Source organism: Agarivorans sp. Alg241-V36 (assembly GCF_900537085.1).
Taxonomy (GTDB): domain Bacteria; phylum Pseudomonadota; class Gammaproteobacteria; order Enterobacterales; family Celerinatantimonadaceae; genus Agarivorans.
Genome location: NZ_UNRE01000001.1, coordinates 924,902 through 948,976 on the forward strand (window position 1 = coordinate 924,902; position 24,075 = coordinate 948,976).

A 24,075-nucleotide genomic window follows, 5' to 3' on the forward strand; every position below is an offset into this window, starting at 1 on the left:
ATGCGGATGATAAAACACTCTGCAATTAGGCTCAAAAAATTTCCTTTAAATTTGACGGCTTACTACTAGTTTTAATCGCTTGTTTGAATTATGTGAAGAAATGGTTAATATAAAGCTTATGAGGTCTGACCTCTTAACTTGTTAAGGATAAATTGAATGCACCAACAACAATCTTTACAAACCGCGAATGGCTCACGCATAGCAGTAGTTGCTGGATTGCGTACCCCATTTGCTCGTCAATCTACTGCTTATCAGGATGTTCCTGCTGTCGACCTCGGCAAAATGGTGGTAAATGAATTAATTAAACGCGTAGACCTCGACGTGAAAGAAATTCAGCAATTGGTTTTTGGTCAAGTAGTTCAAATGCCTGCTGCTCCCAACATTGCCCGCGAAATTGTACTAGGCACGCCACTAGACGTATCTACCGATGCTTACAGTGTGTCTCGTGCCTGTGCAACGAGCTTTCAAGCCGCGGTTAACGTGGTTGAGTCAATCATGGCTGGCACCATTGATTGTGGTATTGCCGGTGGCGCAGATTCATCGTCAGTGCTACCTATTGGTGTAAGTAAAAAACTTGCTCGCAGTTTGCTAGACCTATCTAAAGCACGTAGCGCTGGGCAACGTTGGAATATCATTAAAAAGTTAAGAATTAAAGACTTGGTGCCGGTACCACCGGCAGTGGCGGAGTATTCTACCGGTATCTCCATGGGGCAAACCGCCGAGCAAATGGCCAAAAGCCATGGCATTAAACGCGCCGACCAAGATAAGTTAGCAGCGCGCTCGCATCGTTTAGCTCATCAAGCTTGGGAAGAAGGCAAGCTAGACGATGAAGTGATGACTGCCTACCCAGAGCCTTTTAAAACCTCAATTAGCCGCGACAACAATGTTCGTGGTGATTCAAGCGAAGAGAAATTGGCCAAGTTAAAGCCGGTGTTTGATCGCAAACATGGCTCGGTCACTGCGGCAAACGCCACTCCGCTTACCGACGGTGCGGCCGCGGTCTTGCTAATGCGTGAAGACAAAGCCAAAGAGCAAGGTTTACCGATTTTAGGCTACATAAAAAGTTATGCCTTTGCCGGTATCGACGTGTGGGAAGACATGTTAATGGGGCCTTCTTATGCCACGCCTATCGCATTAGACCGCGCGGGTATTACTCTGCAAGATTTAGATTTAATTGAAATGCACGAAGCCTTTGCTGCGCAAACCTTAGCCAATGTAAAGATGTTTGCCAGTGATGAGTTTGCACAATCCATTGGCCGAGACAAGGCCTTGGGTGAAATTGACATGGAGAAGTTCAACGTAATGGGTAGCTCAATTGCTTATGGTCACCCCTTTGCTGCCACCGGCGCACGAATGATTACGCAAATGCTTAATGAGCTTCGTCGTCGCGGTGGTGGACTAGGTTTAACCACGGCCTGCGCGGCAGGTGGTTTGGGTGCGGCCATGGTTTTGGAGGTTGAGTAATGGAACAACAAACTTTTACCCTAACAATTGAAGAGAATGTAGCGCTGCTAAAGATTGATGTTCAAGGCGAAACCATGAACACCTTAAAAGCAGAGTTTGGCCCAGAGCTTGATGCCATTTTGGATGACCTTTCTACTCAATCACAATTGACCGGAATGGTGGTATACAGCGGCAAACCTGATTCATTTATTGCCGGCGCAGACATTGGCATGCTGGATAACTGCGAAACCGCAGCTGATGCACAAAAGCTATCGCAAGACGGGCATAAAGTATTTGCACGTTTAGCTAAGCTACCGTTTCCGGTAATTGCGGCTATTCATGGCCCTTGCTTAGGTGGTGGCTTAGAAGTGGCTTTGGCCTGTGATTATCGAGTATGTAGTAAAGATGATAAAACCAGCCTAGGTTTACCGGAAGTACAGCTTGGCCTATTGCCAGGCGGTGGCGGTACGCAACGCTTGCCTAAGTTGGTGGGTATTCAAAAAGCCCTAGAGATGATGCTTACGGGCAAACAACTACGCCCTAAGCAGGCGCTTAAAAGCGGTTTGGTTGATGAAATGGTGCCAAACAGTGTTTTGCTCGATGTTGCTAAAAAATACGCAGGTAAAGCCAAGCGTAAACCTAAAGCCAAACTTAATACAGTGTCAAAATTGCTAGAGGGCAATCCTCTAGGCCGCAACGTGCTGTTTTCTCAAGTGACTAAACAAACCTTAAGTAAAACTCGTGGCAACTACCCGGCACCAATGGAAATTATTGCTTGTGTAAAAGCGGGGATAGAAAAAAATTCCGAAGCCGCTTACCAAGAAGAAGCTAAACGTTTTGCTGATTTGGTGAAAAGCCCTGAATCAGCAGCACTACGAGGCTTGTTTTTTGCCTCAAACGAGTTGAAGAAAGAAAGCTTGTTTGAAGGTGTGTCGCCGCAAAAGATTAATCAAGTTGCGGTATTGGGCGGTGGTTTAATGGGGGCGGGTATTGCCTTTGTGTCTGCAACCAAAGCAAAAGCACAGGTTCGAATTAAAGATATTAGCGAGAAAGGGGTATTAGGCGGATTAAATTACGCTTATAAGTTACTGGATAAAAAGCGCAAACGCCGCTTTATTACTCACGCACAATTGCAGCAGCAAATGAACAATATTACTGGCGGCACCGACTTTACCGGCATGCAAACCAGCCAAATTGTAATAGAAGCTGTATTTGAAGATTTATCGCTAAAACAGCAAATGGTTACTGACATAGAAACCAACTGTAACCCACAAACAATTTTTGCCAGCAATACTTCTTCACTGCCTATTGGACAAATTGCAGCTAAAGCTGAGCGCCCTGAACAAGTGATTGGCCTGCATTACTTTAGCCCAGTTGAAAAGATGCCTTTGGCAGAGATTATTCCTCACGAAGGGACTAACCAACAAACCATTGCTGACACGGTAGAGTTTGCCCGTAAACAAGGTAAAACTGCCATTGTGGTTAAAGATGGTGCCGGCTTCTACGTCAACCGCATTTTAGCGCCTTACATGAATGAAGCCGCTATGCTGTTGCTAGAAGGGCAAAGCATAGAGCATTTAGACAAAACCTTGTTGGACTATGGTTTTCCAGTAGGCCCAATGACCTTACTTGATGAAGTTGGCATTGATGTTGGTTCTAAAATTGCCCCAATTTTGGAAGCTGAGTTAGGTGAGCGTTTTAAAGCGCCTGATGCGTTTGCCAAGTTGATTGATGACAAACGTTTAGGGAAGAAAAATGGCCGTGGTTTTTACTTATACGGCAAGGGTAAAAAATCAAAAGCTAAGCAAGTGGATGAAAAAGTCTATTCAGTGTTGGGTGTTAAACCTAAGGCTGCAATGGATGCTAGCACTTTATCCAAGCGCTGTGTTTATATGATGCTTAACGAAGCAGCTCGCTGTTTAGATGAAGGAGTAATCCGCAGTGCTCGAGATGGTGATTTAGGCGCTATCTTCGGAATTGGTTTCCCGCCTTTCTTAGGTGGGCCTTTCCGCGCTATGGACAGCATCGGCATCGCTACTTTGGTAAAAGAGCTGCAAGCGATGGAGTCAAGCTACGGAGAACGCTTTAAACCCTGTGAAGCCTTAGTAACCATGGCTGACCAAGGTGAAAGCTATTACGCTTAAGCTGTAAAGCAAGTCAAACAAAGCCAAGGTGAATTATTCGCCTTGGCTTTAGTCTAAATAAGACATTTCTGTTACTATCCCACACCTTGTCTGTATTAGAGCGAGTTGTATGTTTTTCGTTTTGTTGTTTTCAGCCTGTTTTGGCCTATTTTTCTACATTGAAGCCATTAAGTTTTCTTTGCCGCGTTGGCGTTGGACCGTTGCTGGCTTGTTATTTGGCCCGCTATGTATGCCGCTACTCTGGACTCACCAGAAGCTTAACGTGAAGCGCAGCCAAGGCTTCAACGATAGCCGTATGAAAGCCTAGCTGCTTAATAAAATAAGTACCGAAACACCAATTCTTACTAGTTGTAGCAATAAATCGCTGAATCACTCTGAAATTCACTACGGCTGTTAATTATCCGCACTGTTTCTAAATGATGGGTATTTAAAGGTTCAGGCTGTTGTTCGCTTGCTCCATGATTGTAAACAATCACCCGGTCTCGCTGCTTACTTTTTAAGCTCATCATAAATCGAACCAAGTCAACGCGTTCAAGCTTTTCAATACATTCTGCGGCACGCTGGCGTTGCCTAAAGGTGAGATCTTTGTTGCCTATGCTTACCCAAAAACGCTGGGCGCGGGTGCGCATATTACTTTCTCGTTCGAGTATTTGCGCAATAAGCCCTTGCTTGCTTTGTTGCCATTGCGCATCACTTAGTTCAAACATCAATACTGGGAACTCATCTAAAAAGTCATTAATAGCATTAAGCAATGTTTGTGGTTGCCCATGGGGAGATTGCACATAGAAAATAATGCCGGGGTGGCGGTTAAGCGGCAGATTACCAGTACCTACGATGTAACCCAGTTGCTGCTTGGTGCGTAGTTCATTGAAAAAGGTTGAGGTCATTATGTGGTTGCTTAAGGTAAACAAGGCAATGCTCTCTGGGGTTAAGTCTCGGCTTTGGTAATAAATCATCAGTGCCGAATCATTTTGTTGGCTCTCCACTTCGTAGAGCAAGCTTCCTTGATCTTTAATGCTAATTAGCTTTCTAGGTGTTTCCTTCGATGGGCTGGTATCGGGTGATATTTCTTGTTGAATAAACTCACCCAGTTTAGCAATTTTTGGCTCCGACCAATTGCCATAGGCCAGCATCTCAATGTGAATGTTCTGGTAAAGCTTGGCCACAAAATCGGGCAGCTCTTCTAGCTGAACGTCTTCCAAGGCCTCAAGTAAGGCGCTAGGCGGTGGATTATTGGGTTGCAGTAAAGATGTGAGTTCGCTAAACAATTGCGAAATCGGTTTTACTTGCATCTGGTTTTGCCAATGCTTAGCCAGCTGCTGTTTGATTATGCCAAAGCGCTTACGCTCAAAATGACCAAATAAACGGTTATTCATAATCATTTTAAGCAGTAATATTTGCTTATCACTAAAACCAGATAAATGCAGAGTGTAGCCGCCTTGATGGGCATACAGCTGATAAGACATACCGGCGATTTCGGCTTGGTAAGTCATTTCACTTAAGTGGTCTAACATTAGCTCCACCATTAGGCGGGTGCAGACGATATTTCTCACCGAGGCGACTGCATGCTTTGAATCTACAGACACATACAAATGCCCTTTGGGCACTCTAAACTCCGGCTCATTGCTAAACCACAAACGAAAACCAGGTTTGTCGAGCATTAGCCGAGGTTCGGCTTCTTGTTCTTGAGCTTCAACCAAAGGCGAAGGGTTAAACGACAAAAATGGGTTGCTGGCGGGTAACTTCAAGCTTTCTAATTCGTTCGGCGACTGCCAACGTTTAATGCGCTCCAGCTCTATTTTTTTTACCGAGTAGGGCGTGTGGTACCACTTAGCAACTTTATCTCCTTTAACATTGGGGGAGACTATAGTAATCCTCATTCGCTCTGGAACAATTTGTTTTAGGCATTGCGATATCAGCGCTTGATCGTAGTTCTCCATGGCGTAATCGCCATAAATAGCATCTTCGGGCGGATAGTGTTGCAAGTTAATGGCTAGGTGGGAGACCAAGTCGATTGCGCGTGATTTCTCTTGATAGAGAAAAGCGCGTTCAAATACTTGTTGTTTTTCACTGTAGCGCCACGCTTGTAAGCCATGTTGGCGAATCATCTCCAAGTAACTAAAGCTGGCATCAATGATTGAGTCTATGCAGTTCAAGCCTTCATCGGTTAAGGAGTAGCTGATGCAAAAGTCTTTAAAGTTACTGCCGCTAACTCCACCGCCTGCTGCCATAGAGTTAATTAAACCTGCGTGGCGTAATAAAGCCACTAAGCTGCCTGGCCCTTCATAACCCAAAATATGAGCAATATAAGTTAACGGCTTTTGCTTATACAGTGAATCCATGTCACCAAAGCCAAATGACAAGGTAAGTTTTTTAAGATCTTTAACTGGCTGAATATGCGTTTCTAAGGCCAAATGCTCTGGCAAGTAAAAGGGCGCTATTTGGGCTTTTTCAACCGCTACCTGTGGCACAGCGGCAAACAGCTGACGCACCTGAGCTTCATTTTGGTCAAGCTCATTAGGGCTAAGCACGGCGAGTGACATTAAGTCAGCGGAGTAGTGCTGTTGATAAAAAGCAATCAGGTCGTCACGAATTAAACTGTCGCCGTCACTAAGGGTGTCTAAGCTACCCACTGAAAACTGACTAAATGGGTGTTCGGGGTTTACCGTTTCTTTATGCACCTGATAGATGCGGCGAACATCGTCTTTAATTTTGAGTTGGTACTCTGAGTTTACCGCTTGGCGCTCGCGCTCTACTAATTCGGGATTAAAACATGGGCAAATGAAAAACTGGCTGAAACGATCTAGGGCTTCATCAAACCATTCGTTATCAATATCAAAATAGTAATTTGTGTGCTCGGTACCAGTCCACGCGTTGTTACTACCGCCGTGGCGATTAATAAAACTTTGGTACTCACCTGCTTTGGGATAGGAGTCGGTACCCAAAAAAAGCATATGCTCTAAAAAGTGAGCCAGCCCTTCACGGTGCTTGGGATCGTCAAAATGGCCAATATTTACTGCCAGTGAAGCAGCCGACTTTTGCGCTGATTCATCTTGAACTAACAAGACCTTAAGACCATTGTCTAATGTTATGTAACGATAATGTTTTGGATCGTTAGGGCTAGAGCGCAAGGCAACATTCCTTGTTTATGTCGATAGTATGATTATCAGTCGCTTAACTTGGTCTTGCAAACTCTGATGGATGTTTTGTGGCATATCAATTAAATTAGCAGCCAAAATTAGTAAGCTTAAGCGTTTAACACGTCTCAATTATTAAGAAGAGCCCTTTTATGCAAGTATTTATCATGCGTCATGGTGAAGCCGAAATGTTCGCAGCTAGCGATAGCGAGCGAGCACTCAATCAGTCTGGCTTAAATGAAGTAGGTAAAATGGGGGCGTATTTAGCTGATAAATTGCCGCAATTAGACTACGTATTGGTGAGCCCATACTTGCGTGCTCAGCAAACTTGGCAAGGTTTGGCTAAATCTTTACCAGAAGCGGTAAAGGTTATTGAGCTAAATGAGCTTACTCCTTCTGGTGATGAAGTTGCGGTAGTGGCTCTAATTAACGAGCTTGCTCTAGAGCAACCACAAGGCAGCATGTTGGTGGTATCTCATTTGCCTTTAGTTGGCTTTATTGTAGAAGGTTTAGTGGCAGATGCTGGCGCCCCATTATTTAGTACAGCCGCCGTGGCCGAGTTGCAGGTAGGGCAAGAAAACAGCTTTATCTCCCTGCAGCATCCAGTCACTTTGTAACAAAGTAAGTTAATAAACTAGCTTAACGTTTAGCGGTGGTGTTTTGCTCTAGATCTCATAGGTTCCCAGTTTTTTGTGCTTTTGAGATCTTCTTCGCGTAACTGTAAATTGCTGCCGATTTGTTTAGAATTCGCCTAAATCTCCCTGTAATATTCGTTTTGTCAAAACAGCAGTGGACATAACGAATGAAGATATTTTCGCGCTATTCTCCGGTAAAAATTGCCCGTTACGTTAAAGCGTTTTTCAAAGGACGCTTGTATATTCAAGGACGAGGGGCATACGAGTTCAAAAATGGTAAATTAGAAACTTTGGCTAATCACAAAACCACTAAGCACCGGCAAACAGTGGCAGAAGTGAATCAACATATCGACGAATTCAAGAATAAAGCCGCCTAAGCTCAGGGCTTTATTTTGAAAATAGAAACCACTCTTCGGAGTGGTTTTTTAGTTTGGAGAGCTGATTAATATCAGTAATGCGCTTGAACCGCCGTGTACTTTAGGCGCTTGGTGAAAGGCTAATACTTCGGGGTGTTGTGCTAGCCATTGAGGCACTTTAGTTTTGAGGATCTGTTGGCCGTGGCCATGCATAATAGAAGCAACATGATAATGCTGCTGTTTGCACTCTACAATTAAGGCTGCAATTTCCTGTTTGGCTTGCAGCTGCGTTAGGCCATGTAAATCCAGCATGATCTCAGGTGAGTAATCTCCGCGCCTTAGCTTTTTAAGCTCATAGGGGTCACATTCATCACTTTGCCAGCGCATAGGGCCTTCGTCGGGAAGTAAAGGGTGGTACTCGTCTGAGAAGAAGAATTGACTATTATTTAGCGCCGCTCGTTGTTGTTTTTCTCTTTGTTGGCTTTTTTGCTTGATTCGAGTGGGCTCAAGACTTATTTTATCTTGCTTTATCTGGCGAACCCCTTTGAGCGCTTCTTTGAAAGCAGCGAAATCTTCGTCAGTTGGTTTTTTCATCTTTTATAATCAGTTGTGCCTGAAGCCATATAGTGGGTGATTGTACTTAATCTGGAGGCCAAATTGGAAAAGATATTTATCGAAGAAGCAATCGATGAGTTACATACTATTCAAGATATGATCCGCTGGGCGGTGAGTCGATTTAATGCTTCGGGCGTTTTCTATGGTCACGGAACCGACAATGCTTGGGATGAAGCGGTACAGTTGATACTGCCAAGCTTACATTTACCTTTGGATGTTGATCCAGAGGTAAGGCACGCGCGTTTAACTCGTCAAGAACGTAGTTTACTGGTTGAGCTAGTGGTAAAACGTGTACAAGAGCGTTTACCGGTGGCTTATCTAACCAATAAAGCATGGTTTGCCGGCTTAGAGTTTTATGTGGACGAAAGGGTGCTTGTGCCGCGTTCTCCTTTTGCCGAGCTTATTGAAACGCAATTCTCGCCGTGGTTAGTAGAAGAGCCAAAACGCATACTAGATTTGTGTACCGGTAGCGCCTGTATTGCTATTGGCTGTGCCTATGCATTCCCAGAAGCGGAAGTTGATGCGGTTGATATATCAGAAGATGCATTAGCCGTGGCAGAGATTAATATTCAAGGCCATGGTTTAGAGCAGCAAGTAACGCCTATTTTGTCTGACGGATTAACTGAGTTAACCGGACAGACCTACGATTTAATCGTAAGCAATCCCCCTTATGTTGATGCTGAAGACATGAGTAACTTGCCTGATGAATTTATGCATGAGCCAGAACTAGGCCTTGCCTCGGGCTTTGATGGTCTTGAGTTAACGAAGAAAATTTTGGCTGATGCTGCCGAGCACTTAAACCCAAATGGTTTGCTAATTGTAGAAATTGGCAATAGCCAGGTGCATATGCAGCAACAGTTTCCCGATGTCCCGTTTACTTGGATAGAGTTTACTAACGGTGGACACGGAGTATTTATTATTAGCCGTGAGCAATTACTTGCTTGCAGCTCGCAATTTGAATAGTAAGGATAGAATTAATGGCAGGAAACAGCATTGGCCAGCTCTTTCGCGTAACAACCTTTGGTGAAAGCCATGGTGTTGCTCTGGGTTGTATTATTGACGGGTGTCCACCTGGACTCGAAATAACTGAAGAGATGATTCAAAAAGATTTGGATCGCCGTAGACCGGGTACTTCGCGTTATACCACTCAACGTCGTGAACCAGACCAAGTTAAAATTCTTGCGGGTGTGTTTGAAGGGAAAACTACCGGTACATCTATTGGTTTAATGATTGAGAACACTGACCAGCGTTCTAAAGATTACTCCAACATCAAAGACATGTTCCGCCCAGGCCATGCCGACTATACCTATCATCAAAAATACGGTACGCGTGATTACCGTGGTGGTGGTCGCTCTTCCGCTCGTGAAACCGCAATGCGTGTAGCGGCGGGAGTAATTGCTAAGGAATACCTAAAACAACATCACGGTGTTGAGATACACGGTTACCTTAGTGAACTCGGTCCGGTAAAAGCTGAGAATGTTGATTTCTCGCAAATCGAACAAAACCCGTTTTTCTTCCCTGATGAAAGCAAGTTAGAAGAGCTAGACGAGTTCATGCGTGCGCTTAAAAAAGAAGGTGATTCAATTGGAGCGCGCTTAAGCATTGTTGCCAAACAGGTTCCGGTTGGATTAGGTGAGCCAGTATTTGACCGCTTAGATGCCGATATTGCCCACGCTTTAATGGGAATTAATGCGGTTAAAGCCGTCGAAATTGGTGATGGCTTTGCGGTGGTTAATCAACGCGGTAGCGAACACCGAGATGAAATGACTCCAGAAGGCTTTAGCTCTAATCATGCTGGTGGCGTATTAGGTGGTATTTCTTCTGGCCAAGACGTTGTTGCGCATATTGCCTTAAAGCCAACTTCAAGCATTACCGTACCGGGGCAAACCATCGATAAATTTGGTAAGCCTGTAGAGGTAGTGACCAAAGGGCGTCATGACCCATGTGTTGGGATTCGAGCGGTGCCAATTGCAGAAGCAATGTTAGCCATTGTGTTAATGGATCATTGTTTGCGTCAGCGGGGCCAAAACGGTGCTGTAGCGACAGAGACACCGATTCTGCGTTAAGCTCACAGCCTTTATTATTAAGCCCTTAAATGCTGCATTTAGGGGCTTTTTTATAGCGCAGACAGAAGTAGAGAGTAAGTCACCATGCTGGACGATGTAAAACAGCTTATTACTTTGTTTAATCAAACCTTCGCTGACTTTAATACCGAACTTGTAGCCGGAGATGATGAGCCGATATACTTGCCTGCAAGCGACAAGCGAGCCAAACACCAAGTGGTATTTGCCCACGGGTTCTACGCCAGCGCGCTGCATGAAATTGCCCATTGGTGTATTGCCGGTGAGAAGCGCCGCCTGTTAGAAGATTATGGTTATTGGTATAAGGCTGATGGACGAAACCAACAACAGCAGTTGGATTTTGAAAAAGTAGAGTATAAGCCACAAGCAGTGGAGTGTGGCTTAGCTTATGCTGCAGGCCGGCCTTTTCAAGTGAGTGTAGATAACTTATCTGGCTTCCAGAGCGACCGCCACGCGTTTGCTGCTGCAGTTGAGGAGCAATATCAGCTATATTTGCAGCAAGGCTTCCCTGCAAGGGCTCAAAGATTCATGACGGTGTTAAATAAGGCAAATCAAGCAATGGTAGAGGGTGCAAATGATTAAACTGGGTTTAATTGTAAACCCTATTGCTGGTGTTGGCGGCAGCGTAGCACTTAAAGGCTCTGATGGAGTAAGCGAACAAGCGCTGGCCAGAGGTGCAGAAAAGAAAGCCAACTTACGCGCCGAACAGGCTTTACGGGCACTTAGTGATATTAAGCAAGAGTTTGTTGTTTACACAGCTTCTGGCGAAATGGGCGAAAGTTTGTGCCAAAAGCTTTCGCTCCCTCATAAAGTTGTTTATCAAGCTCAGCAACCCTCGCAAGCAAGCGATACCCAACAAGCGGCTAAGCAACTAGCGGAACTAGGCATTGAGTTATTGGTGTTTGCTGGTGGAGACGGTACTGCCCGTGATGTGCTTGGCGCTGTGGGCGAGGGTACTCAATGCCTCGGTATTCCAGCTGGGTGCAAAATTCACTCTGGAGTTTACGGGGTAACGCCAGCAGCTAGTGGCATTGTCATTGAAAAGTTGCTCAAGGGCGAAATGTTAAGCCTTAAAAGTGCCGAAGTCATGGATATTGATGAGCAAGCATTTCGGGAAGGTAGGGTTCGAGCCAAGTGTTTTGGCGAGATGTTAGTGCCCGATGAAGTGCGTTATGTTCAATCTGTTAAGCAAGCTGGTATTGAATCTGAAGAGCTGGTTTTACAGGATATCGCCGCTGAAGTGATAGAGTTGTTAGAAGATGAACAATTTATCGCGGGATCAGGCTCCACTGTAGCCGCTATTATGCAGGAGTTATCACTGCCTAATACTCTTCTGGGAGTAGATTTGGTTAAAGATCACCAAATCGTCCAAGAGGATTTGACCGCAGCAGAGCTGATTAATAGAATAAGCGACGTAAAAACAAAGCTATTGATTACACCTATTGGTGGTCAAGGTCATTTATTTGGCCGTGGCAATCAGCAACTAAGTCCTGCGGTTATTCGCAAGCTTGGCCGAGATAATATTGTAGTTGTAGCAAGCAAAACTAAACTTAAATCTTTGCATGGACGCCCGTTGATTGTTGATACTGGCGATACAGAACTAGATAAATATTTATCTGGAAGCATCAAGGTAATTACTGGTTACCGCGATTATATTATGTATCGAGTATCGAACCCTGAAAATGAGGTTACCGATGCTCAAGAATTATGTCACCCTGCTGCAGACTTACCTGAACAGCCACGACACTAATCTAAATGCTCCACCAAAAAATGTTATTCAATACTTAGGTGATCACCTAGGTGTAGTAGCAACTTTGACTGAATTAAGTGGTCGCCCAATGGTGCATTGCTTAAAATCACAAATGCATATTGCTTTGTTGGATGCTCACTTTGACGGTGAAACCGACGAAACTATGCAATCGCAGGTAGAAGCCCTGTGGCGCGATGCTATCTCGTTTGCTGATAGTCAGCAGCAAGTTTCTGCTGTCGCGTAAGAGCTTAAGTCAAAACAAAAAAGCAAAGCCTAGGCTTTGCTTTTTTCGTTAATGACTACCCAAAATTAGTTAGTTTTATGACTAAACAAACTGGTTTGGTTTCGACCCTTGTGTTTACTTTGGTATAAAGCTTGGTCGGTATTCGCTAACCAATCTTTTGCGCTTGCGGTTTGGTCATCTAATTCCGCGACTCCTAAACTCACAGTAAAGGGGATTTCTACCCCACCTACTACCGGCTTTAAGGCTTCAATAGCGGTTCGTAAGCGCTCGCAAAATATTTTGGCATGTTCTGAGTCTGTATCAGTTAAAATTACGCCAAATTCTTCACCACCATAACGCCCTGCAATATCGGTTTTACGCATAACTTTGCGTAAGGTATCACCCACTAAGGTAATGATTTTATCGCCTGCTGGGTGGCCGTAGGTATCGTTTACTTTTTTAAAGTGGTCAATGTCAAACATCACCAGAGAGCTAGGCGCGGTGTTTCGCACAAAACGATTAAATTCTTGGTCTAACCTATCTTGCCAGTACCCTCGGTTGTAAAGCTGAGTCAGCTTGTCGGTGCGGCTTAATATTTTTAGCTCTTCGTTAACCTTCTGCGCCTCAAGCTTATTTACGGCACTATCGGTAACATCATAAATAATCAAACTAATATGGGTAACAATACCGGTTAGTGAAGTAAGCGGGATAATGGTTATGTTTTGGTACATAAAATCTACCGTACCCGTAATAGGACGATAATTTTTAAATGGAAAAACGTGTGGACGCTGCTCCCAGGTGGTGAATGCGCGATTCTTTAGAAAAAATACAGAATCAATTTTGTGGCGTAGCCAATCTTCTGGAAGCTGAGGGAATAATGAAAACAGCTTTTTGCCTTGGGCTTGGTCGGGACGCAAGCCACTATGGGTTTCCATGAAGTTGTTCCACACTTGTACTTGATAATCTTTATCGAGCACCACTAGGCCGACATCGATAGTTTGTATCATGTCCAGCATCCAGTGGAACTCATTCATTTCATTTTGATGTTGGCTCATTGGTGCTCAAATAAGTAAGAAATTTTGTTATTTAGGGTTGGCAGTGAATCTTCGGTAATCAGCAACAATAAGTCACATTGAATATTGTGCTTTTCAATAGTGTAGTTGATTTCAATTGCCAAGGTTTTTTGCCAGCGACTGGTATTACTATTTATTAAATCGCCGATATTACAATGTTGCCCTAAGACCACTGGGTGGCCTTGCGAGAAGCCAACATCGAGTTGATCGGATACGCCTTTAAGACAAGCGCCAATAAGAATATTGGCAATATCCATTAGTACTTCCAGCTGCCCGTTATCGTCTAACTCACCTTTATAATTCATCAGCTTAGACATATCTGCAAAACTAGAATCGTGGAATAAAAGCAGCGCTTCTCCTGCGATACCTGAGCCGATAAAGCCCTGGCATACCGCAGACATCGCTTCGTTTTCTTCTACCGACGTTAGCGCCATATGCAGTTCGCTGGTCTCAAGAATATTAACGTTAGGGATAGGCAAAACAATAAATGCATCGAGTAAGCGAGCTAGCAAGTCTGCCGCTCGACCCATGGCTACGTTGGCAATTTCTTGATAATGGTCTCTAAAGTCTACAATCTTCGGTGAAAGCGTATCGTTGACCGGCGTTGCCATTTTATCTAATGCGGCTAGGTCGTTTTCAAGTTCAAGCAACTGCTGTGATTCAACAATGCCGTAAGCAACCAAGATCTCGCCAATTTTTGCCTTGTTGGTGGGCTTTTTAATGAAGTCGAGGGCACCAAGTTGTTTAACTCGGCTATAGGCTTCTGGCTGAACATCGCCGGACACCACGATAATAAGCGCGGGTAAATCGTTTTTCTGAACTTCTTCTAGTACTTCATAGCCGTCCATTACAGGCATGTTGAGATCGAGGAAAACCACGTCTCCTTTACCTTGACGGATCAGCTCAACCCCTTCTTGACCATGTTTGGCGAAGCTTATCTCTACATCCCAGCCGGGTGGAAGGCTGCGAGCCATTTGTTTTCTTGCGAGGTTGGAATCATCGCATATGAGAATTGGTAACGACATAATTTACTATTAACTCTCCTTGTATGCTGACAGTATGAAGCTAAATGCCAACCTTGCTAAGTATCTATTGATAAAAAACAGAGATTTGTACGCCGCGCTTTGAGGTAATTCACAAAAACTGTTTTGTAGTTCAGTGTAAAGATAAGTTTAGTCGAGAAGTTATTGATTATTCGTTAAAGTTTCAAACTTGTGCTGGCTGTCTGTTATGCTGCTGGGTCAAAATATAAAAATAAATCTATAAATAGCGGCAACGCTAGCAAACGGAAATGGATTATTTAGAGGAACTAAAGTGAAACCAGCAAGATGGATCAGGCAAGGAGTAGTGGCTGTTTGTGTACTGTTTTCTGTATGCGCCCAGTCTGCCTCGGTGCAAAGCAGTATAGAGTATTACGATATTAGTGCGCATGATTTAAACCAGTTACGTAATCAGCTAAAAGCTCAAGGCCCCGAAAAACAGGGCAATCGCTATAGTATTGCAGCGCAATATACAATGAATTGGACACCCAAGGTGCAAATTCGCAACGACCGTTGTGAGGCTCTAAAGCCAGAACTACAATTAAGTGCCGATTTAGTCATGCCTCGCTGGATAAGCCAAAGTAAAGCAGACTTTGCCGCTCAGCAATCTTGGATTGGTTACATAGCGGCAGCACAGCAGTACCATCAAAAAATCACCCGCTTAATTGAGCAAAGTGTTGATCGTTTTGTTCAGCAAACCCAAGGCTTAAGTGCGACCGAGTGCGACAAACTGGAAGCGTTAATAAATGCTAAGGGAAGGGCGGCACTGGCCAGTGCCCAGCAAAAAGTTCGTACTTATCAGCGCCAAACCCGCCATGGCGAGTCTTTAGGTTTAACGATCCCCTAAGCAATAAGCTACATTCCCAAGGTAGTGTTATCGCTACCTTGGAGAAAATATTCAATCCTCTTACCTACCTGGTTTTAAACTCGCGATAATTTAAGGCTAAAGGGCGTTTTTTTACTAAACGCCTGTTCCAAAAGCGATGTGGGTGAATGCAGTTTAAGGTACTTTGCTTAAGTGGCATTGGTTCATTACACAATTGAGCGGCCAATAACTCTGTGGCGAATGGCGCGCTGCATATCCCTCTTGAACCAAAACCAATGGCAACAAATACCCCACCATAACTTGGTGGAACTACCTCTTGCCATTGCTGCTTGTATTGCTCACTAAACAGCTGTTCTAGGTTTGGCAACTGGCCGATTAATGGGAAATGGTCGCGCACTGCGCAGCGGGTTGCTGCTCGGCCTGGAGTATCTGCTAATGTTAGTTGTTCGTTCCATGGCTGGGGCTGACACTTTCTAATCGCCGCTAAGTTTTTTTCTGCTTCGTTAGCTTTTAGCTCAAGGCTTAAATCATTGCGAATGTAACTGGCTCCAATGCAATGCTGTTGATGGTTCGCGGGGGTTAAGTAGCCTTCGTAGCACAATACCTTACTCAGTTTACTTAACTGTGCAGTGGTATCGACATGGCTAACTTGTCCGCGCACTGGGGTAATGGGTAGCTGCTCGGCTTGGGGCAATTTCAATAGATGGTGAGATTGGCAGAAAACTACATTGTTGTGTTGTTTTACCTGCGAGCCAAAATCTAGGCGACAGTGTTGGTTTTCAAGTTCGAATTGGCTTAATTCATGCCCGTAGTGCACGCTTAACAGACCCGATTGTTCGGCTGCTTTTAGAATGGTTTGCACACATTGTTTAGCATTCACCCAGCCCGCGAGTGGGTAATATAGAGCCTCATTATCTAGACTTACACCCGCGAGCTTGCTGGCTGTCGCCTTGTCCACAGGGTAAACTAATTCTTTAGGGTAACCGGCTTGAGCTATATTGAGATTTTTTGCTTGAGACTTGTCGTTATAAGCCAGTTGCAATAAGCCGCAGTAATCATGCTCAACTTTGAACTGCTGTTGCTCCAGTTGAGATAACACTTGGTGATGATAGTTGAAGGCATGCTGAAAAAACTCACTAACATGTGGTTGGTTAGGGCTAAGCAAAGGGTAAACGGCACCTTGTCGATTACCCGATGCTTCTAAAGCTGCGGCGCTGTTTTTCTCATAAAGGCTTACTTTTACCCCTCGCTTAACTAAAGCATAAGCAAGGCTAACCCCAGCGATACCGGCGCCAATAATCGCGACATCTTCTCCAGCCCTAATGCCTTGGCGATTATATAAGCGAGAGTTTACGCTTTGCGGAGTGGTGTGTTGTTTAAAGCGACCCACTAACATGTCTCGCTTTCTGCCAAAGCCCTTGGCTTTTTGAGCATCAAAGCCTGCTTCAATTAAGCCTCTTCTTACAAAGCCTGCTGCTGTAAAGGTTGCTAAAGAAGCATCAGCAGCAGACAACAAGGCCATGCCCTCGAATAATTCCTGGGTCCACATGTCAGGGTTTTTGCTAGGAGCGAAGCCGTCTAAAAACCAAGAGTTGACCAAACCACCGTTAATGTTAGGGACTTCCGGCAGGTTGTGGTGCACATCACCAATCCAAATATCTAAGGTAATTGCTACAGGGTAGCGAAAGGCAATTCGGTGACATCCTGGCGTCATAATTTGGGGGTAGAATGCAACTAACTGGTCACTAAAGTCTTTAAGTTCTGGCCATTGTTTTAAGGCTTGGCTTAGATCGTTTAGCGATAAAGGGTGCTTTTCAAAGCTAATAAAATGTAGTCGCGTTAAAGCGGTATCGGGGTTTGCTTCGAGAAATTGTTGGTAGTGATGCCATGCTGCTAAAAAGTTTAAGCCGGTGCCAAAGCCTGTCTCGGCGATAACGTAGCTAGCACTTTGGTGGTTTTTCCAGCGCTCAGTGAGTTGATTTTGTTCAATAAAAACGTAACGACTTTCGGCTAAGCCATTGTCTACAGAGAAATAGACATCGTCGTAATCGGTAGCCACAGGGGTACCTTCTGGATTCCAATGAATCGTGGCTGTTGTGGTGTTATTCACATTATCCGATGAAGACAAAACTTTACCTCGAGTTTTACTAGAAAATTTAAGCGTACACGTGTACTCTCATCCGACCAGATTAGGCTGCAAAATCGGTAACATAGCAGCAAATACAACCCGTGAGACCATCTGATGAAAAGAGCAGTTATCACCGGGCTAGGCATTATATCTAGTATCGGTAACAATAAAGAAGAAGTATTAGCATCCTTACAAGCAGGTAAATCGGGAATTACCCATTCACCTGAGTTTGCCGAGCAAAACTTACGCAGCCAAGTATGGGGTGATTTAAAAATTAACCCAGCTGAGCATGTTGACCGTAAAACCATGCGTTTCATGGGCGATGCTGCAGCATTCTCTTACTTGTCTATGCAACAAGCTATTGAAGATGCCAAGCTAGCTGACGAACTTGTTTCGAACGAGCGTACAGGCTTAGTTGTTGGTTCTGGTGGCGCGTCTTCTAAAAACCAAGTAGAAGCAGCTGATATTTTACGTGCTAAAGGTGTACGTCGTGTTGGTCCTTACATGGTGCCAAGAACTATGTCGAGCACCACTTCAGCCTGTTTAGCAACGCCGTTTAAAATTAAAGGCGTTAACTATTCAATTAGCAGTGCTTGTGCAACCAGTGCTCACTGTATTGGCCACGCTCTAGAGCTTATTCAATTAGGCAAGCAAGACGTGGTATTTGCCGGTGGCGGTGAAGAGCTTCACTGGACTCTAGCCATGGAATTCGATGCCATGGGTGCATTGTCTACTAAATATAACGACAACCCAGAACTTGCCTCACGTACTTACGATGCAGACCGCGACGGTTTTGTTATCTCTGGCGGTGGCGGTATGGTTGTTGTTGAAGAGTTAGAGCATGCACTTGCTCGTGGCGCTAAAATCTACGGTGAAGTAGTGGGTTACGGTGCCACGTCTGACGGTTACGACATGGTTGCGCCATCAGGTGAAGGGGCTGTACGTTGTATGCGCCAAGCAATGCAAGGCCTAGAAGGCGATATTGATTACGTGAATACTCACGGTACTTCTACGCCGGTAGGCGATGTGAAAGAACTGGGCGCTATTCAAGAAGTGTTTGGTGGTAACAGCCCACTTATAAGTGCAACTAAAGCCATGACTGGCCACGCATTAGGCGCGGCTGGTGTTCACGAAGCTATTTACTCTTTGTTGATGATGGAAAATGACTTTGTTGCGCCAAGCATTAACATCAACACCTTGGATGAAAAAGCCGAAGGTTTGAACATTGTGGCTAACCAAGCCAAGAGCGCGAAGTTAAATCGCGTAATGTCTAACAGCTTTGGTTTTGGTGGCACCAATGCCACGCTTGTAATCGAACGTTTCCAAGACTAAATCAATTTTGTTTGAAAAAAGCTGCCTTTAGGCAGCTTTTTTTTTATCGAATTTATAACGCGTGGTAAGATTGCCCACCTCAAAATCTAGGTAGCCATCAATAACATACGCAATGAAAATAGTTGTCGACGAAAATATCCCCTTTGCCCAACAAATTTTAAGCCAGCACGGTGAAGTATTGGCTGTTGATGGAAGAACCATGCAACCGCAGCAATTGATTGATGCTGATGCTCTGTTGGTCCGTTCGGTAACAAAGGTTAATCAGCAGCTTCTTTCACAAGCTAACAAGTTAAAGTTTGTGGGAACCGCCACCATTGGCACTGAACACGTAGACCAAGCCTTGCTAAGTGACAAGGGTATTGCCTTTGCTAGCGCCCCTGGGTGTAACGCCATAGCCGTAGGTGAGTATGTAGCTACTGCCTTGTTAGCCGCCGCGGAGTATCGCCAGCAACCACTGGCTGGAAAAAGCATTGCGATAGTTGGTGCTGGAAACACCGGCTCACAAGTTGCAATCCGGGCTGCTGCACTTGGTATGCAAGTAATGCTTTACGATCCGCCTCTTAGCGAGAAAGGGGCGCTCGCTACTTCGGTAAGCTTTGAGCAGGTCATTGCTGCCGATGTTATTAGCTTACATGTGCCATCAACTAAAACAGGCAAGTATCCCAGTTATCACCTGTTTAATCAGCAGGTGCTTAGCGCACTTAAGCCAGAGCAAATTTTAGTTAATGCCTGTCGTGGAGAGGTTATAGACAACCACGCTTTGCTAGAAATTGCCGAGCAAGGGCAGTCACCGCTATTGGTGCTAGACGTATGGGAGGGTGAACCGACTATACTTGAGCCTCTGGTGAAGTATGCGTTTATTGCTACTCCGCATATTGCTGGTTATAGCCTAGAGGGGAAAATGCGTGGCACCAGTATGGTCTACCAAGCCATGTGCCAAGCGCTACAGATTGAGGCGAACGATTTGAGCGAGAAACTATTACCTGAGCCGGTGTTTTCAACGATCACCCTTAACGGTGAGTTAATCGAGTCTCAGCTAAGCAAGCTCACTCAACTGGTATACAACATTTTTGCTGACGATCGCCGCTTTCGCCAGCATGGAGCAAGCCCAGTAGGGTTTGATAAACTCCGCAAATTTTATCCGCAACGTAGAGAATTTTCTGCGCTGCAGGTGGTTAATCAACATAAGCAAGCAAACCTGAGTGCGCTTGGCTTTAACATTCAAGAGAATAAATAATGCAACAGTTTCATAATGTCGCAATCATCGGTGCCGAAAGTGAACAAAGCCAGCAGTTGCTAAACCTACTTGAGCAACGAGAGTTTCCAGCAGCCCAGATCTTTCCTTTAAACATCGAAGCAACGGAAGAGCTTGACGACGAAGAGCAAGAAAGTCGCTTAAAGTGGCAAGGTCAAAGTCTTGATTTTGCCGAGGCTGAGCTACTTAATTGGTCGGAAGTGAGTGTGGCTTGGCTATTATCTGGTGAAGAAGCTGCTATAGATATGGCTGAACAAGCCCGTCAACTGGGTTGTGTGATTATCGACATGGTGAGTGCCAACAAAGAGGTGTACTCATGGGTGCATGCAGCGGTTAATCCTGAGCAAGTGGCTGAAGGCTTGTCTGAGCGTTGGCTAAATTGCCCAAGCAGTTTGGCCGGTCAACTAGCCTTGCTATTACACATTATTCAGCAAGATGTTGAATTGGAGCGTGTAGAAGTTAATGCCATGCTGAGTGCTGCTAATAAAGGTAAGCCCGGTGTAGATGAACTAGCAGGGCAAACAGCGCGTTTGCTAAACGGCTTGCCGGTTGAGCCAACATTGTTTGCGCAACAACTGGCGTTTAACTTATTGCCAGAGCAGGGTGAGGAAGCGTTACTTGGTGCTAGCCAGTTTGAAGTTGAGTTAAGTGAGCAATGCCGAGCTATGTTGCAGTCTCCGGAACTTAACATCAATGTAAGCGCACAACATGTTCCGGTTTTTTATGGTGACACCTTGTCATTGCATTTGTACGGAACCTACTCCTTAGATTTACTAAGCATTAAAGAGTGGTTAACTAACCATCAAGCCTTTGAACTTGTTGAAGATGAGTTGGTTACGCCAGTAAGCAATATTGCTAACAGCGAATCGATAGTACTAAGCCGCTTACGTCAAAATCCAAATACAGAAAATGGTGTTAACTTGAGTTTAATGGCCAATAATCCGCAATCTGGAGTGGTGGCTAACGCGGCGCTAATCGCAGAAACTTTAATAAAACAATATATTTAAGCGAATTATGTTTAGATAATTGTCAATGCGCCGATAACTCTAGTTGAGGAAAAGCGTAGTAAAATGCGATCTAGGCGTAAACTGTTAGTTGTTTCGCTAGATCGCTGATTGTTAGCTGGTTATATTAAAGCAATAACAAAGGATTGAAGCGATTCAGTCTCTAGGAAGAAAACAAGGAAAAACTATGGGGCGGAAGATTTCCCTCGTTGCATTGTCGGCTGTTTTATCATTCTCAACTCTCAGTACAGCCATCGCACAAGAAACGGGTACCTTTTATGTTGAGTTAGTAGGGCCAGACGAAGTTGTTGGCGAACCTGAACAGCAAACATATGGGCCAGTGCGCAGCAATGACACTTTATGGGCTATTGCTAGTTTAAATCGTCCTTCTCGTTCAATCAGCGTATATCAAATGATGTTCGCGATATTGAATAAAAACCCCCAGGCTTTTAATAGTGGCAATATCAACTCCATTATTAACGGTAGCTATCTTACGCTTCCAACCCTTCAAGAAGCCCAAGCCATTAATCACCAAGCTGCGGTTCAGGCTTTAGCTCCGAAGAAAACCACTCAAGTGGTTGTGAGTAAACCAGTGGCACAAACCACTACCACCCAAGTTGCTCCTGCTGCTGCAACACCCAAAGCGGTTACTCCCGCTCGCCCAATGGCCGACGCTGGCGCCCTAGAGAAAACGCAAAAAGATTTGGACTCCTTACGTGATCGTTTAGAAACACGTATCGACGAGCTAGAGCAGTTAAAACGCCAAGAGTTTGATGTTCTAAAACAGCAAATGGATGAATCTAGCCAGCAAATGGTGGGTTTGGCTGAAGTTAATCATCGCATGAAAATGCGTATTCAAGAGTTAAGTGACGAGCTAGCCAGTATTCGTGAAGAGTTAAACGAAAACCGTCGCAATCAAACACAAATCTTACAATTGCTAGAAAAACCAAAAATCGAAGCCAGTGAGATGGACAAAGAAAGCAGCTCCGGTTTCTTTTCTTCGCCACTTAACATTGGCTTAGCGATATTTATTCCGATTTTGTTGATTGCGCTGGTTATTACCTTGTTGTTTAGACGCAAAGCTAAAAAAGAGCTAGAAGAACAAGATAAGGAAATGGCTGAATCAACCCTCAATATGATGGATGATGAAAACGACGAGTTTTCACAGCTATTTAGCGACAACTTAGAACCTGAAGACGGGCAAACCGAAGATTTAAATAGTCAGTTTGAGGAAGACGAACCCGACCTAAGTGTAGATGAAACCATCCCTGAGCCCGAAACGTTTGAAGATGACGTTGATGATCTAGAGCCAGAAATTGAAGAAGCTAGCTTTGAAGATTTTGCTGCTACCCAAGAAGAGGCTGACTCTAGCAATGAAATTTCACTTGATGATAGTGAAATGGCAGCTTTAGATGCCTTTGAATCTGACGACTTAGTGCCTTCTCTGGATGACGCCCCAGAAGATGATGTTGCGGTTGAAGAAGATAGCGATTCAGTAATTAGCGCAGATGATTTGGCTGCTGCTCTGGCTATGGATGATGACGAGCAAGACTTATTTGAAGTAAGCGAAGAGGGGCCTGCTGAAGACGAAGAGCTTTCATTTGAAGATGCGCTTAAACAGCAACAAGAAATGGAAGCTGAGTTATCAGAGGTTAGCGAGCAAGAAAAGGTCGATTTAGACAATATTGATTTATCCGCTGAACTCGATGAAGACGAGTTAACCGAGCTTGAAGATCCTACCGCTAGCTTAGAAGAAGAGGCTGGAACACTTGAAGATGCCACAGCAGACTTAGAGGCTTTAAGTGTAGCTGAAGAAACTGTCGAAACGCCTGAGCCTGAAACCGCGCCTAGCAGAGAGCCAGAAGCTTTTGACTTAGATGATGACTTTGTTGACTTAACCGAATTTGAACTTGAAGACCCATCTATTGAAGCGGAAGAAGAAGCGGCTGCCGATAATGTTGCTGATATCTCTGACTTTGATAGTAAATTAGCAGATTTAGACTTAGAGCCTCTTGCCGAGGAAACTAGTCCTGAACTTTCTACCGAAGCAGTTGAAGAGACTGAAGACGAAGTTTCTGATGACGACATCGATAGCATGTTTGCTAGCTTTGGTTCAGATGCTTTTAATGAAGATGCTGAGGCAACAGAGCAAGAAGAACTTCCATCGCGTAGCGACATTGAAGAACGAGAGTTCGTTGATATTGATATGCTGTTAAATGATGCTGATGAAGAAAATACTGAAGAAGCGGATCCTTACGACAGCCCTAGTTTAGATGTGGAGCTAGATTCGTTCCCTGATGTATTACCGCAAGAACAACCAGCAGTAGATGTTGACGCTAATGCTGAAATGGCTTCAAAGCTCGATTTAGCCAGAGCCTACTTGGAAATTGACGACCAAGACGGGGCTAAAAAAATCCTTCAAGAAGTGTTGATTAGCGAAGATAAAAACTTGAAGAAAGAAGCCGAAGAGTTACTGTCGCGTTTTAGCTAACATTCAGCCAGTATAAAAAGGCAGTGATTATATCACTGCCTTTTTTGTGTCTGTTGTCCCGTCCGGAAATAGGTTGACATAAAGAGGACTTCTTTATGACAACACCCATTAACTCAAGCCCTAAGCGCACACAACGAGATTACACCTTAGCCTTTAAATTAGGTGTCGTAGAGCGCGTCGAAAAAGGCGAAATGACTTACAAACAAGCTCAAGCCCGATTTGGCATTCAGGGGCGTTCAACAGTACTGGTTTGGCTCAGAAAACATGGTAGGCTTGATTGGTCAAAACCATTTCAGCATCCCCTTATGCCTAATTCAAAAGAAACGCCAGCCGAAACAATCAAGCGCCTTGAGCGTGAGTTAGCCGAAGAGAAGCTACGTAACCAAATCCTCAATGGTATGGTCGATATCATGGACAATGAATACGGAGCGGGCCTTAGAAAAAAGTACTTATCCGGTACATCTGGCAAGCGAAAACCGACAGCGAAATAAACCTAGCTGCTGCATGTCGCGCGGCGGGTATTTCGCGGCAATCTATTTATC

20 protein-coding genes and 1 pseudogene are annotated in these 24,075 nt (G+C 44.5%); 16 read left to right on the forward strand and 5 right to left on the reverse strand.

Annotated elements, in window-relative coordinates; translation table 11 throughout:
- Positions 1-156 precede the first annotated feature (156 nt).
- The 3 genes from fadI (at position 157) to G6R11_RS04445 (ending at position 3,894) form a co-directional block, all read left to right on the forward strand.
- A complete protein-coding gene (fadI, locus tag G6R11_RS04435; protein WP_163131814.1) occupies positions 157-1,464 on the forward strand; it encodes an acetyl-CoA C-acyltransferase FadI in 1,308 nt (435 codons plus the stop codon).
- Positions 1,464-3,587, forward strand: a complete 2,124-nt coding sequence (fadJ, locus tag G6R11_RS04440; protein ID WP_163131816.1) for a fatty acid oxidation complex subunit alpha FadJ — start codon at positions 1,464-1,466, stop codon at positions 3,585-3,587. The genes fadI and fadJ overlap by 1 nt, the downstream gene beginning before the upstream one ends.
- Positions 3,588-3,696: 109 nt before the next feature.
- A complete protein-coding gene (locus G6R11_RS04445; RefSeq protein WP_163131818.1) occupies positions 3,697-3,894 on the forward strand; it encodes a hypothetical protein in 198 nt (65 codons plus the stop codon).
- A gap of 37 nt (positions 3,895-3,931) precedes the next feature.
- On the opposite strand, the gene G6R11_RS04450 is transcribed toward G6R11_RS04445, so the two are convergent.
- On the reverse strand, positions 3,932-6,718 hold the full coding sequence (locus G6R11_RS04450; protein ID WP_163131820.1) for an insulinase family protein: 2,787 nt from the start codon (positions 6,716-6,718) through the stop codon (positions 3,932-3,934).
- A 158-nt stretch (positions 6,719-6,876) separates the two neighbouring features.
- Here G6R11_RS04450 and sixA point away from each other — a divergent pair, with 158 nt between their 5' ends.
- Complete coding sequence (gene sixA / locus G6R11_RS04455) at positions 6,877-7,341, forward strand: phosphohistidine phosphatase SixA (protein WP_163131821.1); 465 nt, start codon at positions 6,877-6,879, stop codon at positions 7,339-7,341.
- Between the two features lie 185 nt (positions 7,342-7,526).
- The gene (locus tag G6R11_RS04460; RefSeq protein WP_016403429.1) at positions 7,527-7,736 is read left to right on the forward strand and encodes a DUF1107 family protein; all 210 of its coding nucleotides are present in this window, start codon (positions 7,527-7,529) and stop codon (positions 7,734-7,736) included.
- Positions 7,737-7,784: 48 nt separating this feature from the next.
- On the opposite strand, the gene smrB is transcribed toward G6R11_RS04460, so the two are convergent.
- Entirely contained in the window at positions 7,785-8,309 is a 525-nt protein-coding gene (smrB, locus tag G6R11_RS04465; protein WP_163131823.1) for an endonuclease SmrB, read from the reverse strand.
- A gap of 63 nt (positions 8,310-8,372) precedes the next feature.
- Here smrB and prmB point away from each other — a divergent pair, with 63 nt between their 5' ends.
- The 5 genes from prmB (at position 8,373) to G6R11_RS04490 (ending at position 12,405) form a co-directional block, all read left to right on the forward strand.
- Positions 8,373-9,293, forward strand: coding sequence for a 50S ribosomal protein L3 N(5)-glutamine methyltransferase (gene prmB / locus G6R11_RS04470; RefSeq protein WP_163131824.1), 921 nt, complete (start codon positions 8,373-8,375; stop codon positions 9,291-9,293).
- 14 nt (positions 9,294-9,307) lie between these two features.
- Positions 9,308-10,396 (forward strand): chorismate synthase, encoded by a 1,089-nt coding sequence (gene aroC / locus G6R11_RS04475; protein ID WP_163131826.1) that lies wholly within the window; start codon positions 9,308-9,310, stop codon positions 10,394-10,396.
- Positions 10,397-10,480: 84 nt separating this feature from the next.
- Complete coding sequence (locus tag G6R11_RS04480) at positions 10,481-10,993, forward strand: elongation factor P hydroxylase (protein WP_163131828.1); 513 nt, start codon at positions 10,481-10,483, stop codon at positions 10,991-10,993.
- Positions 10,986-12,161 carry an ATP-NAD kinase family protein gene (locus tag G6R11_RS04485; RefSeq protein WP_163131829.1) on the forward strand — a complete coding sequence of 392 codons (1,176 nt, stop codon included), beginning with the start codon at positions 10,986-10,988 and terminating at the stop codon, positions 12,159-12,161. The genes G6R11_RS04480 and G6R11_RS04485 overlap by 8 nt, the downstream gene beginning before the upstream one ends.
- Positions 12,106-12,405 (forward strand): hypothetical protein, encoded by a 300-nt coding sequence (locus G6R11_RS04490; protein ID WP_163131831.1) that lies wholly within the window; start codon positions 12,106-12,108, stop codon positions 12,403-12,405. Before G6R11_RS04485 ends, G6R11_RS04490 begins: the two co-directional genes overlap by 56 nt.
- Before the next feature lie 65 nt (positions 12,406-12,470).
- Here the strand turns inward: G6R11_RS04490 and G6R11_RS04495 are convergent, their stop codons facing one another.
- Both G6R11_RS04495 and G6R11_RS04500 read right to left on the reverse strand, forming a co-directional pair.
- Positions 12,471-13,439 carry a sensor domain-containing diguanylate cyclase gene (locus G6R11_RS04495; protein WP_163131833.1) on the reverse strand — a complete coding sequence of 323 codons (969 nt, stop codon included), beginning with the start codon at positions 13,437-13,439 and terminating at the stop codon, positions 12,471-12,473.
- Positions 13,436-14,482, reverse strand: a complete 1,047-nt coding sequence (locus tag G6R11_RS04500) for a response regulator (RefSeq protein WP_163131835.1) — start codon at positions 14,480-14,482, stop codon at positions 13,436-13,438. The genes G6R11_RS04495 and G6R11_RS04500 overlap by 4 nt, the downstream gene beginning before the upstream one ends.
- A gap of 289 nt (positions 14,483-14,771) precedes the next feature.
- Between G6R11_RS04500 and G6R11_RS04505 the strand changes: the two genes are divergently transcribed.
- Entirely contained in the window at positions 14,772-15,344 is a 573-nt protein-coding gene (locus tag G6R11_RS04505) for a DUF922 domain-containing protein (protein ID WP_163131837.1), read from the forward strand.
- Positions 15,345-15,408: 64 nt separating this feature from the next.
- Here G6R11_RS04505 and mnmC read toward each other — a convergent pair whose 3' ends face one another.
- Positions 15,409-17,451 (reverse strand): bifunctional tRNA (5-methylaminomethyl-2-thiouridine)(34)-methyltransferase MnmD/FAD-dependent 5-carboxymethylaminomethyl-2-thiouridine(34) oxidoreductase MnmC, encoded by a 2,043-nt coding sequence (mnmC, locus tag G6R11_RS04510; RefSeq protein ID WP_163131839.1) that lies wholly within the window; start codon positions 17,449-17,451, stop codon positions 15,409-15,411.
- A 114-nt stretch (positions 17,452-17,565) separates the two neighbouring features.
- Here mnmC and fabB point away from each other — a divergent pair, with 114 nt between their 5' ends.
- The 5 genes and pseudogenes from fabB to G6R11_RS04535 all read left to right on the forward strand — a co-directional run.
- Positions 17,566-18,783, forward strand: a complete 1,218-nt coding sequence (gene fabB / locus G6R11_RS04515; RefSeq protein ID WP_163131841.1) for a beta-ketoacyl-ACP synthase I — start codon at positions 17,566-17,568, stop codon at positions 18,781-18,783.
- Positions 18,784-18,895: 112 nt separating this feature from the next.
- Complete coding sequence (locus G6R11_RS04520; RefSeq protein WP_163131843.1) at positions 18,896-20,020, forward strand: 4-phosphoerythronate dehydrogenase; 1,125 nt, start codon at positions 18,896-18,898, stop codon at positions 20,018-20,020.
- Positions 20,020-21,045 carry an Asd/ArgC dimerization domain-containing protein gene (locus G6R11_RS04525; protein WP_163131845.1) on the forward strand — a complete coding sequence of 342 codons (1,026 nt, stop codon included), beginning with the start codon at positions 20,020-20,022 and terminating at the stop codon, positions 21,043-21,045. Before G6R11_RS04520 ends, G6R11_RS04525 begins: the two co-directional genes overlap by 1 nt.
- Positions 21,046-21,229: 184 nt before the next feature.
- Positions 21,230-23,533: a FimV/HubP family polar landmark protein gene (locus G6R11_RS04530; RefSeq protein WP_163131846.1), complete on the forward strand. Its 2,304-nt coding sequence runs from the start codon at positions 21,230-21,232 to the stop codon at positions 23,531-23,533.
- Between the two features lie 95 nt (positions 23,534-23,628).
- Positions 23,629-24,075: pseudogene (locus tag G6R11_RS04535) on the forward strand (IS3 family transposase); the annotation flags it as partial.

What these genes read in the sequence shown, in the direction of transcription:
- fadI (WP_163131814.1), top strand. Translation starts at nt 157, where the DNA reads ATGCACCAACAACAATCTTTACAAACCGCGAATGGCTCACGCATAGCA.
- fadJ (WP_163131816.1), top strand. Translation starts at nt 1,464, where the DNA reads ATGGAACAACAAACTTTTACCCTAACAATTGAAGAGAATGTAGCGCTG.
- G6R11_RS04445 (WP_163131818.1), top strand. Translation starts at nt 3,697, where the DNA reads ATGTTTTTCGTTTTGTTGTTTTCAGCCTGTTTTGGCCTATTTTTCTAC.
- sixA (WP_163131821.1), top strand. Translation starts at nt 6,877, where the DNA reads ATGCAAGTATTTATCATGCGTCATGGTGAAGCCGAAATGTTCGCAGCT.
- G6R11_RS04460 (WP_016403429.1), top strand. Translation starts at nt 7,527, where the DNA reads ATGAAGATATTTTCGCGCTATTCTCCGGTAAAAATTGCCCGTTACGTT.
- smrB (WP_163131823.1), bottom strand. Translation starts at nt 8,309, where the DNA reads ATGAAAAAACCAACTGACGAAGATTTCGCTGCTTTCAAAGAAGCGCTC.
- aroC (WP_163131826.1), top strand. Translation starts at nt 9,308, where the DNA reads ATGGCAGGAAACAGCATTGGCCAGCTCTTTCGCGTAACAACCTTTGGT.
- G6R11_RS04480 (WP_163131828.1), top strand. Translation starts at nt 10,481, where the DNA reads ATGCTGGACGATGTAAAACAGCTTATTACTTTGTTTAATCAAACCTTC.
- G6R11_RS04485 (WP_163131829.1), top strand. Translation starts at nt 10,986, where the DNA reads ATGATTAAACTGGGTTTAATTGTAAACCCTATTGCTGGTGTTGGCGGC.
- G6R11_RS04490 (WP_163131831.1), top strand. Translation starts at nt 12,106, where the DNA reads ATGCTCAAGAATTATGTCACCCTGCTGCAGACTTACCTGAACAGCCAC.
- G6R11_RS04495 (WP_163131833.1), bottom strand. Translation starts at nt 13,439, where the DNA reads ATGAGCCAACATCAAAATGAAATGAATGAGTTCCACTGGATGCTGGAC.
- G6R11_RS04500 (WP_163131835.1), bottom strand. Translation starts at nt 14,482, where the DNA reads ATGTCGTTACCAATTCTCATATGCGATGATTCCAACCTCGCAAGAAAA.
- fabB (WP_163131841.1), top strand. Translation starts at nt 17,566, where the DNA reads ATGAAAAGAGCAGTTATCACCGGGCTAGGCATTATATCTAGTATCGGT.
- G6R11_RS04520 (WP_163131843.1), top strand. Translation starts at nt 18,896, where the DNA reads ATGAAAATAGTTGTCGACGAAAATATCCCCTTTGCCCAACAAATTTTA.
- G6R11_RS04525 (WP_163131845.1), top strand. Translation starts at nt 20,020, where the DNA reads ATGCAACAGTTTCATAATGTCGCAATCATCGGTGCCGAAAGTGAACAA.
- G6R11_RS04530 (WP_163131846.1), top strand. Translation starts at nt 21,230, where the DNA reads ATGGGGCGGAAGATTTCCCTCGTTGCATTGTCGGCTGTTTTATCATTC.